This is a genomic window from Vibrio sinaloensis (genome assembly GCF_000808535.1).
GTDB classification, from domain to species: Bacteria; Pseudomonadota; Gammaproteobacteria; order Enterobacterales; family Vibrionaceae; genus Vibrio; species Vibrio sinaloensis_D.
This window is the reverse complement of sequence record NZ_JWLV01000007.1, coordinates 1-11,976: the sequence shown is the minus strand read 5'-3', so window position 1 is coordinate 11,976 and position 11,976 is coordinate 1. Positions and strand designations below refer to the sequence as shown.

Sequence of the window (11,976 nt, the reverse complement as noted above, 5' to 3'; positions counted from 1 at the left end):
GTCAAGCAAAGCGACATCACTTGCTTCACATTCACGCTATTTGATTGTTATAGCGGCGATTTTTTCTACGATTTGTTTTCGAATCGCGCCCAGTTTGACTCGTCGTTCTTCATGCCAAGGCATAGGTCGAAGCAGTGCCATCGCTTTTAACCCTAAACGAGCGGTTAAGATTCCAACGCCAAGTCCCTGCCCTGCTCTCGCTGACACGCGCCCAGCCAAGTCCATCGACATCAGATCCATGCTGGCATCTATGGCTAACTCACTTGCTCCTGCAGCGGCCATGTTGATTAAGGTCGATTTGAACAGCTGTAGCCGTGACCAATACCCTAGCTCGACACCGTAAACATCCGCTAAGCTGTCGATCATTTTGAAGTTTCGCCAAGCCACCAGCAACATATCGGCAATCGCCAATGGGCTTATGGCGACAAGCGCCGCGGACTCAGTCGCATGCTGAGACACCACTTTAGTTGCCAACTTGTCTTGCTCTGACACCACCATCGCATCGTACATATCGAGCACTTCGCCATCACTGTGCGAGGGCTTCACGCTATGGATCCAACGGTCATAACTGGGTGACTCTGCTGAAATGCCTGACTGCTTGGCAAGCGTTTCACAAAACGCTTTCCCTTTACCAATGCTATTATCTTCGATTAGGGCTTCCGTTTGCTCTTGTACCGAAAAGTGATTGTGCAGCTTACGTAATTTCCACAACTCTTTGCCGATTGCGCCAATGCCTAAACTGGCAAGAACCGATATGAATCCCGCCCATCCTAACGACAACCAGTCTGCGGTTTGAATCGACGTAACCACACTGTCAATCGCCTGCCACCCCACTAAACCAGCAAACGTTGCCAGCAAACCACTCGCCAGCCACTTCGACCGTGAGTTAGGGCGAATTATGCGTTCTAATTTTGCTTCGGCTTCGGTATCAGAATCACGCTCTTCAATCTTTGCCGGGACAAATGTTTCTTGCTCGGTGAATTGCATGTGTGCAGTGAGGTCTGGTTGCGATTGAACTGGCTCATCCACTAAAGGCTGTTCAAACACCTTCTTCTGCTTCAACTTACTGTCTGCTGGTTGGCTCATTTCAGTTTGTCTCCAATCAAATACTCAAGTGCTTTGTCCATGCGAATGTGCGGCAATGGCTCATCACTGAGCGATGCTTGAGGGCGAAAGGCGGTAAACTCAAACCCTTGCTGCTGCCAATACACTTTATTGGGTAACTTCTTCGGCACTTCACCAGGGAAGACCGTCATGGGTTTCTCTTCCAGCGTCACTCCTTGAATCGCAGGCACCGCCTGATCGCCCTGACCAATAAAACCCGTTTGAGTGGCTTGGATAGAGGCCATAGTCATACAACTCATCTCAATGTTTTCAAACGACGCGTTTTGCCACGCTGGATGTACCATTTGCTGCAACAAAGACACCAAATTTGGGTGTTGTTCAGGGGTGACATGATCCGCTTTTGTTGCCGCGAATAGCACTTTATCAATCCGAGGTGAAAACAGGCGCTTTAATAAATTACTCCTACCGTACTTAAAGCTATTCATGATTTGTTCCAGCGCGTCTCGCATATCATGGAACGATTCGTAACCGGCGTTGAGTGGTTGTAAGCAATCCACCAGAACGATTTGGCGATCAAACGTTGAGAAATGATGCTTATAAAAGGCTTTCACTACTTTCTGCTGATACTCGTGATAGCGCGCTTGAAGCATGGCTAAATTGGACGTTTTCTCAACCTTTTTCCCTTCTTCAAACTTCACTGGGAAAAACTGCAACACTGGCGCGCCGTCAAGTTCTCCGGGCAATACAAACCGTCCCGGTTGAACCCAATGGAGTCCACTCTCTTTGCACGCGTATAGATAGTCGGTATAGGTTTGAGCAATTTCCGCCAGTTGTTTTTCATCGAGGTCCGAATCGACATCAAACTGAGAGAGCTTCTCAAGCCAAGGCGCCGCTAATTCTTGGCGAACACCTTTTAGTGCATCAAATTGGCTCTTAGACCATTGCTCGAAGTCCATATCCAAAAGCGGCAGATCGAGCAACCACTCCCCTGGGTAATCAATAATATCGATGTGCAAGGTCGCTGTGCTATTGAACAGTTTCTTGGTTTTTTTCTTAGGTTTGTACTTTAACGCTAAGCGTATCTCGCTGACATCTCGCGTTGGTTTTGGCCACTGAGGAGGCTCACTGTGGAGGGACTCGATGGCTTCATCGTAACCAAACCTTGGCACCAACATATTAGATTGGGGCTCACGTTTGGCTCCGACAAGGCGTTTGTCTCTCGCCGCAGAGAGTAGCGGCAAGTTATCGTGAGTTGAGGTATGAAGAAGCTGATTAACCAAAGAGCTAATAAACGCGGTTTTGCCTGCTCTGGATAATCCGGTCACCGCAATACGGACATGTGAGTCAACGCTGCGATGGATTAAATCATTCACTTCTTGAGTAATGCTCTTCATTCAACTTCTCTTATTTAACTATTCGCACTCATCATACTGGCTCCAATCTTAATCAAAGATGAACAAAAAAGCCCTCGATATGCATCAAGGGCTCTAATAAAAACTAGGGCGTGATATCTAATCGTCTTCAATGAGCTTGTAAATCACAAATAGTGCGATTTCGAGAAGGGCAAACAACACGCATGTGATGGTCACGTATTTTTCATCGAATATGCTGATGCCGTGCAAAATGATGTCGTAGCCGACAAAGAAACCGACGACAGCCGCGATGACTAGCTGAAGAATTTGAATAAAACGAGGCATTTTCGCTCCTGACGTATTTGTTTACAATTTGTAGTATATAGACAAAAGGTGCAGTTTTACCCACACCTTTGTCAAATCTTTGCGAGAATCTCTTGCTAAATCAGCAATTTCTCACAAACTTAACTTTCCATCTCTTGGATTTTTACTTTCCAAGTATCAGGACCAATTTGGTGAGCGTTAGCACCATTGGAGTCAACGGCTACGGTTACTGGCATATCTTCGACTTCAAATTCATAAATCGCTTCCATACCCAGATCTTCGAACGCCACCACGCGCGCTTTCTTAATCGCTTTAGCAACCAAATAAGCCGCGCCGCCGACTGCCATCAAGTAGACCGCTTTGTGCTTTTTAATCGACTCAACGGTCGCCGGTCCGCGCTCCGCTTTACCGATCATGCCCATGATGCCTGTCTCTTCAAGCATCATGTCGGTGAACTTATCCATACGCGTAGAGGTGGTTGGACCCGCAGGACCTACGGCTTCATCCCCGACTGCATCAACAGGGCCGACGTAGTAGATAAACTTGCCTTTAAAATCGACACCTTCTGGCAAGCCTTCACCATTTTGTAGCATGGTTTGGATGCGTTTATGCGCCGCGTCACGACCAGTCAGGATCTTACCTGAAAGCAGAACCGTTTCGCCGGTCTTCCACTGCTCCACATCCGCTTGTGTCACTTCATCGAGGTTAACTCGGCGAGTGTTCTCCCCCGCTTCCCACGTAATGTCTGGCCACTCTTCCAATTTTGGTGGCGTTAAGTCCGCAGGGCCTGTGCCATCTAACGTGAAGTGTACATGGCGAGTAGCCGCACAGTTCGGGATCAAACACACAGGTTTAGATGCTGCGTGCGTCGGTGCTGTTTTGATCTTAACGTCAACAACGGTTGTCAAACCGCCAAGACCTTGAGCGCCAATACCTAGCTTGTTGACACGGTTAAAGATATCTAAACGCAGTTCTTCTTCTGCGTTTTGCGGGCCACGTTCGATCAGCTCTTGAATATCGATGTGTTCCATCAGCGATTCTTTCGCCAATACTGCCGCTTTTTCAGCGGTGCCGCCAATGCCGATTCCTAACATGCCCGGTGGACACCAGCCCGCGCCCATCGTCGGCAACGTTTTTTCTACCCATTCCGCAATATCGTCAGACGGGTTTAGCATGACCATTTTCGTTTTGTTTTCGCTACCGCCGCCTTTTGCCGCGATCTGAATTTCTACTTTGTTGCCCGGCACCATATTGATGTGAACAACCGCAGGAGTGTTGTCTTTGGTATTGATTCGCTTGCCCGCAGGATCCATCAATACCGATGCACGTAGTGGGTTATCTGGATTGGTGTACGCTTGACGAACACCTTCATCAACCATTTGCTGCACCGTAAGATCGGTAGAGTCCCATTGGACGCCCATGCCCACATTGACGAAACAGGTGACGATACCGGTATCTTGACAGATTGGGCGATGGCCTTCTGCAGACATGCGAGAGTTAATCAGAATTTGAGCAATCGCGTCTTTCGCCGCTTGGCTCTCTTCTTTGTGATAGGCTTTTTCCAGGGCTTGAACAAAGTCTAGAGGGTGGTAGTAAGAAATGTACTGAAGTGCATCAGCAACACTGCTGATCACGTCTTGCTGGCGAATAACCGTCATTGCGTGCCTCTTTATCGTTATGCTTCCTTTTCATCCATCTACTCAAACGTTTGCCTATTAGGCGATTGACTCAGGCTGACTGCGCCTTTTTATTATTAAACGTCATGAGTAGCGGCGTTGGTTAGCATTATGATACTCTTGCTTTCCCTCTGTTACCATGCAGCGAACGATCTCTTTGTCACAAATTAAACAAATGAATAACAACGCGCCAAATTGCTTAGAAATCAAGCCGATTAAATACCAAAATGATCTTGCCAAACAGCTTTTTGACTCCATTGAGCACCTGCCATGGGCCATGTTGTTAAGGTCGCCATCCCGCACGCATATCGACAGTCGCTTCGACATTTTGGTCGCCCAACCTATCGCCACACTGACCACCAATGGCGATCGAACGTTAGTCGTAAATCCTGACGGCCAATTCACGTCGTCAAGTGACCCATTTGATCTCCTGCAAGCAGAGCAAACTCGCTGGCTTGGCGACATCCACTACGAGGGTGATTTGCCCTTTATCGGCGGCGCGCTGGGGTATTTCTCTTATGATCTTGGCCGACGCGTTGAGAAACTGCCAGAGCTTTCCAAGAAAGACCTCGATACGCCCGATATGGCGGTCGGCTTGTATGAGTGGGCCGTGATTGTTGACCACAACCAACAAAGCGCCGCTATCGTTGGACTCAATGTAGAGAAACATTACCACTGGTTGTTAAGCCAAACTCCCATGCCATCGGATAACTTCGCGCTCAACTCAACGTGGCAATCAAACATGACTAAATCTGAATACAGTCAAAAGTTTGCCCAAGTGCAGGAGTATTTGCTCTCTGGTGACTGTTATCAGATTAACCTTGCACAGCGTTTTGTGGCGGAGTATCAAGGCAGTGAGTGGCAGGCGTATCAGAAGCTCGAAGCGGTTAACCAAGGCCCTTTCTCTGCGTTTATCCGCACAGAGCAAGGGGCGATTTTGAGTGTCTCTCCGGAGCGATTTTTAGAAGTCAAAGACAGAGTCATTGAAACCAAACCGATTAAGGGAACACGTCCTCGCTCTGACTGCCCACAGCAAGACGAACAATCTGCGCTCGACCTAGCCAGCGCGGAAAAAGATCAAGCTGAAAACTTGATGATTGTTGATCTGCTGAGAAATGATGTAGGTCGCGTGGCAAAACCTGGAACGGTTCACGTGCCGAAACTTTTCGATATTGAGAGCTTCCCTGCCGTTCATCATTTAGTGAGTACGATTCGCGCAGAGTTGGATTGCCAATATGCCCCAGCCGATCTGCTAAGAGCGAGTTTCCCGGGCGGTTCAATTACGGGCGCTCCAAAAATTCGTGCTATGGAAATCATCGAAGAGCTCGAGCCTCATCGACGAAGTGCGTATTGTGGCAGTATTGGCTATATCAGCCGTCACGGACGAATGGACACCAGCATTACCATTCGTACCTTGGTGGCCGAACAGGGTAAGCTGCACGTGTGGGCTGGTGGTGGCTTGGTTGCCGACAGTCAATGTGAATCAGAGTACCAAGAGACATTAGATAAGCTGAGTCGAATTTTGCCAACGCTTGCACAATAGTAAAAAGTGGGTGCTAAACCCACTTTTCTAGCATCAGCCTTAAGTCTTGCGCGGTGTATGGTTTTGTTAAAATATCATTCATGCCGCTGACAATGCATTTCTCACGCTCTTCTAACGTAGTGCCCGCGGTCAGGGCAATGATCGGCAGTGTGTAGTTCTGTTCTCGCAAATAGCGCGTTGCTTCAAACCCATCCATTTCTGGCATTCGACAATCCATAAAGATAAGATCGTATTGATGGTCACTGGCGGCTTTGATCGCTTCAATGCCATTGGTAGCAATGTCGGGTTGAATGGAGAGTTTTTTTAGCATCTGATTGATGATCACTTGGTTCATTCGGATGTCATCCACCACCAAGATTGAGAGCTGCTCAAGTAATGTCGTCGTATCATTTCCACCTGGACGAGCATGCTCGGTATCAATCTCTTCTTCTCCGACAACCAACGGAATTGTCACCGTAAATGTACTCCCACTGCCTTTGACACTATGGACATGAATATGCCCTCTCATTAGCTCGACAAGGTTTTTACAGATGGCTAAACCTAGCCCTGTCCCTTCGAAATGACGCGTCGCCGTACGGTCAACTTGAACAAAAGGGTCAAACAGTGTCGATAAATCCTCTTGCTCAATACCGATACCAGTGTCCTCCACAGTCATCGTCAACTGATCATGTTTCCACTGCGTTGTAACAGACACAGAGCCTTGACGCGTGAACTTAACCGCGTTGCCAACCAAGTTCACCATAACTTGGCATATTCGCTCAAAGTCTCCAATTAGGATTGGCGGAACAGGCGTCGATTCTTTGATGCGAAAGTCGACGCCTTTTTCAATCGCCTTCGACTGAAAAATGCCATTTAGCATCTGCTTAACAGAAGCCCACTCAAATCGGCTTGGTATCAACTCCATCATGCCTGCGCTGATCTTACTGAAATCAAGGATGTCGTTGATGATCAAACGAAGCAAATCTCCCGAATAGACGAGATTATTTAACAGAGTCGACTGTTCATCGTTTAGCTGCGTTTCGGCAAGCAACTCGGCGCTGCCTAGCAAGCCATTGAGAGGCGTACGTAGCTCGTGGTTGATCATGGCAACAAACTCTTTGGTTGCCTTCTCCGACTCTTCTGCACGCGCTCGGGCTTTTTGGTTGCTGGTAATGATCAACTGACGGCTTATCGCACTGCAGAGCAAGTCAGCAACGAGCGTTATTTGGCTCACCACAAAGTCTCGGTCGACGTCGACGTCATTGAGAACCACGCTCAGTTCACCAACCGTTTTGTAATCCACTTCAAGTGGTAACCGGAGCTGATTTGCCTCCCAAACAGCGTAGGGCTTCACTTGGTCAATCCCACGCACCTCGGTGACGTTGAAGCGATCCGCAACGAGTGTGGGCACCAGTTTAGGTAGTAAAAATAGCTCTGCGTGACTGAGCGCCGATGAATGTTTCAAACGCTCCAATAACGACGAAACCAATCCGTCATCCAGATTGCGACTCAAAAATGCGCGCCCAAAATGAATCAATCCCTCGCTTATCTGTTGTTCAAACTCGAGCTTTTGCAGTCCATCGCGATTTTGTTTTTTTAACTGACTCAACGCCAAGGTAAGCTGTTGGTTCGCTTCAAACAGCTCTAAGCTCTTTTGTTCTAATAGTTGCTCCGCGGCTTTGCGCGAAGCTGTCTCCCGAGCGAGTTTTCGCTCCAGTGCAGAATTACTACTCATTGAACCGTCACTCTACCAGCACCACTTTGAAGCGTACGTTACTGCCATCTTCAACCTGAGGAACCATCTCTACATTGATCGATTGCTCAAAGTGCGCCGCACACCCTTCTAACAATCCCAAACAAACATGCGCCATACATCGCGCGCTGCGATAGTCAAACTCCATCTCTGTCTCAGATTCTGAAATAAAGTCAAATCTCGGCGGGTTGGCGTCTTGATACAATTTTTTCACTTCAGTGTGGATGTAATCTTCGACCAAGCGAATGAACTGAAACGTCGACTGACAGTTTTCGAGGCTACTCGATTTGGGCAGCGAGCTATAGAGGTTGTTAAAGACGCTTTGGCCAAAAACCCGTTGTAGGTCCTCGGCAGGTATACCTGTCTTGTTACTCAGCATCACCACAAGTTGAACCAACTTTCGGTGATCGTAACTGCCTACCGAAGTATAGACACCATCATCCCCTGCACTCTCTAAGATGTCATCAAGTGTGTCCAAACCGAACTTAGCTTCAACCAAATCAATAAACTCAGTAAAGATAATTCCTTTCATAATTTGAGCTATCCTTGCACTATATGGTGAATTAAAAGCATGAGCTAAAAAAAACGGATTATCAAATTAAGACATGGAGTTATCGTGTTATCGGAATTCAACAAAAGCCAACTGATTCAAAACTTTCAGTTACACCAAACCGTCAACTATCACCAAGAAGCGGTCAAACGCGTCGCTCACCTGCAAAATCAACCGCTACGCAAGGCATCTGTCCTGATTGGTTTCGTTGAACGCAATCAAGAGCTAAATGTCATTTTCACCAAGCGGGCTAAACATCTTAAACATCACCCAGGACAAGTCAGTTTCCCCGGCGGAAAACATGAGAATGACGATCATAGCTTAGCTCACACAGCGCTTAGAGAAACATTCGAAGAGGTCGGTATTCGTCACAACGAGATCGATATATTCGGCCAAATGCCAGAACTCGTGACGATCAGTAAGTTCAGTGTGACGCCATTTCTCGCGTTTGTGGACGAGAATTACCAGAGCGTCATTGATCCAAATGAAGTTGATGAGGTTTTTGAAGTGCCCGCCAAGGTGGTGCTGGACAGAAGACAACTGAAAAGCCAACAATTCCAATTTGCCAATCATTCACACCGTGTGTTTGGACTCTCTTACAAACAGCACTTTATTTGGGGGATGACAGCGCAAATCATTCAAGCAATGCAAAAGCACATTATGCATCAATATTAATAGAATAATATATCGAGCAACATTTGTTCATATTAGTTTAATTATTTATCAATAGCGCAAACGTTTTCCTGCAAACTACGCCTAACTTTTTTGCTACAACATTAGAAAAACTAATTTCACGGATTAGCATAAATCACTAGTAGCACGGCATTTTCGTGACCAAAAACTCCTTTTTGACATATCATGTTATAACTCCAATCAATTCATGATTTAGATCTATTTTTTGTGCAAGATTTTTATGCAAAATTGCACCCGACTTATTTCCTGTTCCCAAAAATGAGTATCACAAAATGAATACTAATACTTCTGCGGTTTCTTCCGCACAATCTCCTAGTAAGTTTACTTACAAGGATTTCACCTGGTGTCTGTCACTTTTCGGTACTGCGGTAGGTGCTGGCGTACTTTTCCTTCCAATTAAAGCAGGTGCTGGCGGTTTCTGGCCATTAGTTATCCTTGCTCTAATCGCGGCACCAATGACTTGGTTCGCACACAAATCTCTTGCTCGTTTCGTACTTTCTGCAAAAAATCCTGAAGCTGACATCACTGATACTGTTGAAGAACACTTTGGTAAGACTGGCGCAAACCTTATTACTTTTGCTTACTTTTTCGCTATCTACCCTATCGTTCTTATCTACGGTGTTGGTATCACAAACACGGTTGACTCGTTCCTAGTAAACCAAATGGGCATGGAATCCATCCCTCGCTGGCTACTGTCTGGTGCGCTGATCGCTGCAATGACTGCCGGTGTTGTGTTTGGTAAAGAGCTGATGCTGAAAGCAACATCTGCACTGGTTTACCCACTAGTGTTCATCCTACTTGCGCTTTCTTTCTACCTAATCCCTGATTGGAACAGCTCAATGATGTCTGTTGCACCAGACTGGTCTTCTATGCCATCTGTTGTTTGGCTAGCAATTCCAATCATTGTGTTCTCTTTCAACCACAGCCCAGTTATCTCTCAGTTCTCTAAAGAGCAACGTCGTGTACACGGTGACAACGCAGTTCAGAAAACTGACGCTATCACTGGTGGCGCAGCAATGATGCTAATGGGCTTTGTAATGTTCTTCGTATTCTCTGTGGTACTTTCACTGTCTCCAGAGCAACTAGCAATGGCGAAAGAGCAAAACATCTCTGTTCTTTCTTACCTAGCGAACGTTCACGAATCTCCACTGATCTCTTACATGGGTCCACTCGTTGCTTTCGCAGCAATTACTTCAAGCTACTTTGGTCACTTCCTAGGTGCGCACGAAGGTCTCGTTGGTCTAGTGAAATCTCGCTCTGAAACGCCAGTAAACAAGATTGAAAAAGCATCACTGATCTTCATCGTTGTAACGACTTGGATTGTGGCTATCGTTAACCCAAGCATCCTAGGCATGATTGAAACAATGGGCGCGCCAATGATTGCGGCTATCTTGTTCCTAATGCCTGTATTCGCAATGCAAAAAGTACCAGCGATGGCGAAGTACAAAACTTCTACACCTGTACAGATTTTCACAGCTCTTTGTGGTATTGCGGCCATTACTTCTGTAATCTACGGCGCTCTTTAATCCAGTCACTTTTTTAAAGTCTGATTAAACCAAGAATATAACGATAATAATAAGCCTCCCTCCCCCTGGGAGGCTTAGTTTTGAGGTAATCGATATGATTAGTGTTTTTGACATCTATAAGATCGGCGTTGGTCCTTCAAGCTCACACACTGTAGGCCCAATGAAAGCGGGTAAAGAATTTATTGATGATTTACGTTCAATGGGAAAATTGCGCGACATCACTAAAATTACCGTTGACGTTTATGGATCACTATCACTGACAGGGAAAGGTCACCACACAGATATCGCAATCATCATGGGTCTTGCTGGCAATACTCCTGAAAAAGTGGATATCGACTCTATTCCGGGCTTTATCGCTCGCGTGGAAGAAACTGAGCGCCTCCCTGTTGGCATGCACTGTCACACAGTATCGTTCCCGAAAGAAGGTGGTATGAACTTCCATACTACTAACCTTGAGCTTCACGAAAACGGCATGCAGATCCACGCTTGGATCAATGACGAAAAAGTGTACTCAAAGACCTATTACTCTATCGGCGGTGGTTTCATCGTTGATGAAGAAAACTTCGGTAAAGAAGAAGAGAACCCAGTAAAAGCCCCTTACGAGTTCACAACAGCGGAAGAGCTAGTGAATCAATGTAAGGAAAGCGGTCTTTCTATCAGTACGTTGGTGATGAAAAACCAAGCAGCGATGCACTCTGATGAAGAGTCTCGTACGTACTTTGCCAACATCTGGAAAACCATGCGTGAATGTATGGATCGCGGTATGAATACTGAAGGTATTCTGCCTGGTCCACTGCGTGTGCCTCGCCGTGCGGCAGCGCTTCGTCAGCAACTGCTTACTTCAGAGAAAACGACTAACGATCCTATGTCGGTTGTAGACTGGGTAAACATGTTCGCTTTCGCTGTTAACGAAGAGAACGCTGCAGGTGGCCGCGTTGTAACGGCACCAACTAACGGTGCATGTGGCATCATCCCTGCGGTACTGGCTTACTACGATAAGTTCATCCAAACCGTGACCGAGAAAGACTACATCCGTTACTTTGCGGCTTCTGGCGCAATCGGTGGTCTGTACAAGCGTAACGCGTCTATCTCTGGCGCTGAAGTAGGCTGCCAGGGTGAAGTTGGCGTGGCATGTTCTATGGCGGCAGCGGGCCTTGCTGAGCTCATGGGTGGTAGCCCAGAGCAAGTTTGTATGGCCGCAGAAATTGCAATGGAGCACAACCTAGGTCTAACCTGTGACCCAGTTGCTGGTCAGGTACAGGTTCCATGTATCGAGCGTAACGGTATTGCTGCTGTAAAAGCGATTAACTCGACTCGTATGGCACTGCGTCGTTCGTCTGCGCCTACCGTATCTCTAGATAAGGTTATCGAAACCATGCTAGAGACAGGTAAAGACATGAACGCAAAATACCGTGAGACGTCTCAAGGCGGCTTAGCCGTTAAAGTTATCTGCTAATTATCCGTCATATCTGGATATTCAAGGGAGTGCATTGCACTAATGCCGTTCACTTAAGG

Annotated in this window: 10 protein-coding genes; 4 read left to right on the top strand and 6 right to left on the bottom strand. The window is 46.8% G+C overall.

Going from position 1 to position 11,976, the window contains the following annotated elements:
• Window positions 1-36 precede the first annotated feature (36 nt).
• From RJ47_RS05180 to RJ47_RS05165, 4 genes are all read right to left on the bottom strand, one after another.
• Complete coding sequence (locus RJ47_RS05180; protein ID WP_039482142.1) at window positions 37-1,086, bottom strand: YcjF family protein; 1,050 nt, start codon at window positions 1,084-1,086, stop codon at window positions 37-39.
• Window positions 1,083-2,459, bottom strand: a complete 1,377-nt coding sequence (locus tag RJ47_RS05175; protein WP_039482140.1) for a YcjX family protein — start codon at window positions 2,457-2,459, stop codon at window positions 1,083-1,085. Before RJ47_RS05175 ends, RJ47_RS05180 begins: the two co-directional genes overlap by 4 nt.
• Before the next feature lie 117 nt (window positions 2,460-2,576).
• A complete protein-coding gene (locus RJ47_RS05170) occupies window positions 2,577-2,762 on the bottom strand; it encodes a hypothetical protein (RefSeq protein ID WP_005471904.1) in 186 nt (61 codons plus the stop codon).
• 119 nt (window positions 2,763-2,881) lie between these two features.
• Window positions 2,882-4,399 (bottom strand): fumarate hydratase, encoded by a 1,518-nt coding sequence (locus RJ47_RS05165; protein WP_005472113.1) that lies wholly within the window; start codon window positions 4,397-4,399, stop codon window positions 2,882-2,884.
• A 193-nt stretch (window positions 4,400-4,592) separates the two neighbouring features.
• On the opposite strand from RJ47_RS05165, the gene pabB reads away from it, so the two are divergent.
• Window positions 4,593-5,960, top strand: coding sequence for an aminodeoxychorismate synthase component 1 (gene pabB, locus RJ47_RS05160; protein ID WP_039482267.1), 1,368 nt, complete (start codon window positions 4,593-4,595; stop codon window positions 5,958-5,960).
• Between the two features lie 13 nt (window positions 5,961-5,973).
• On the opposite strand, the gene RJ47_RS05155 is transcribed toward pabB, so the two are convergent.
• Both RJ47_RS05155 and RJ47_RS05150 read right to left on the bottom strand, forming a co-directional pair.
• A complete protein-coding gene (locus tag RJ47_RS05155) occupies window positions 5,974-7,674 on the bottom strand; it encodes an ATP-binding protein (RefSeq protein WP_039482137.1) in 1,701 nt (566 codons plus the stop codon).
• A 7-nt stretch (window positions 7,675-7,681) separates the two neighbouring features.
• Complete coding sequence (locus RJ47_RS05150) at window positions 7,682-8,224, bottom strand: heme NO-binding domain-containing protein (RefSeq protein ID WP_038134342.1); 543 nt, start codon at window positions 8,222-8,224, stop codon at window positions 7,682-7,684.
• Window positions 8,225-8,308: 84 nt separating this feature from the next.
• On the opposite strand from RJ47_RS05150, the gene RJ47_RS05145 reads away from it, so the two are divergent.
• The 3 genes from RJ47_RS05145 to RJ47_RS05135 all read left to right on the top strand — a co-directional run bounded on the left by RJ47_RS05145 (window position 8,309) and on the right by RJ47_RS05135 (window position 11,917).
• Window positions 8,309-8,917, top strand: a complete 609-nt coding sequence (locus RJ47_RS05145) for a CoA pyrophosphatase (RefSeq protein WP_038213872.1) — start codon at window positions 8,309-8,311, stop codon at window positions 8,915-8,917.
• A 290-nt stretch (window positions 8,918-9,207) separates the two neighbouring features.
• Window positions 9,208-10,461: an aromatic amino acid transport family protein gene (locus RJ47_RS05140; protein WP_005471902.1), complete on the top strand. Its 1,254-nt coding sequence runs from the start codon at window positions 9,208-9,210 to the stop codon at window positions 10,459-10,461.
• Window positions 10,462-10,555: 94 nt separating this feature from the next.
• On the top strand, window positions 10,556-11,917 hold the full coding sequence (locus RJ47_RS05135) for an L-serine ammonia-lyase (protein WP_005472109.1): 1,362 nt from the start codon (window positions 10,556-10,558) through the stop codon (window positions 11,915-11,917).
• Window positions 11,918-11,976: the final 59 nt, after the last annotated feature.

Bases quoted from the DNA above. Each gene is read 5' to 3' on its own strand.
- RJ47_RS05150 (WP_038134342.1), bottom strand. From the start codon at position 8,224: ATGAAAGGAATTATCTTTACTGAGTTTATTGATTTGGTTGAAGCTAAG.
- pabB (WP_039482267.1), top strand. From the start codon at position 4,593: ATGAATAACAACGCGCCAAATTGCTTAGAAATCAAGCCGATTAAATAC.
- RJ47_RS05170 (WP_005471904.1), bottom strand. From the start codon at position 2,762: ATGCCTCGTTTTATTCAAATTCTTCAGCTAGTCATCGCGGCTGTCGTC.
- RJ47_RS05140 (WP_005471902.1), top strand. From the start codon at position 9,208: ATGAATACTAATACTTCTGCGGTTTCTTCCGCACAATCTCCTAGTAAG.
- RJ47_RS05180 (WP_039482142.1), bottom strand. From the start codon at position 1,086: ATGAGCCAACCAGCAGACAGTAAGTTGAAGCAGAAGAAGGTGTTTGAA.
- RJ47_RS05135 (WP_005472109.1), top strand. From the start codon at position 10,556: ATGATTAGTGTTTTTGACATCTATAAGATCGGCGTTGGTCCTTCAAGC.
- RJ47_RS05155 (WP_039482137.1), bottom strand. From the start codon at position 7,674: ATGAGTAGTAATTCTGCACTGGAGCGAAAACTCGCTCGGGAGACAGCT.
- RJ47_RS05165 (WP_005472113.1), bottom strand. From the start codon at position 4,399: ATGACGGTTATTCGCCAGCAAGACGTGATCAGCAGTGTTGCTGATGCA.
- RJ47_RS05175 (WP_039482140.1), bottom strand. From the start codon at position 2,459: ATGAAGAGCATTACTCAAGAAGTGAATGATTTAATCCATCGCAGCGTT.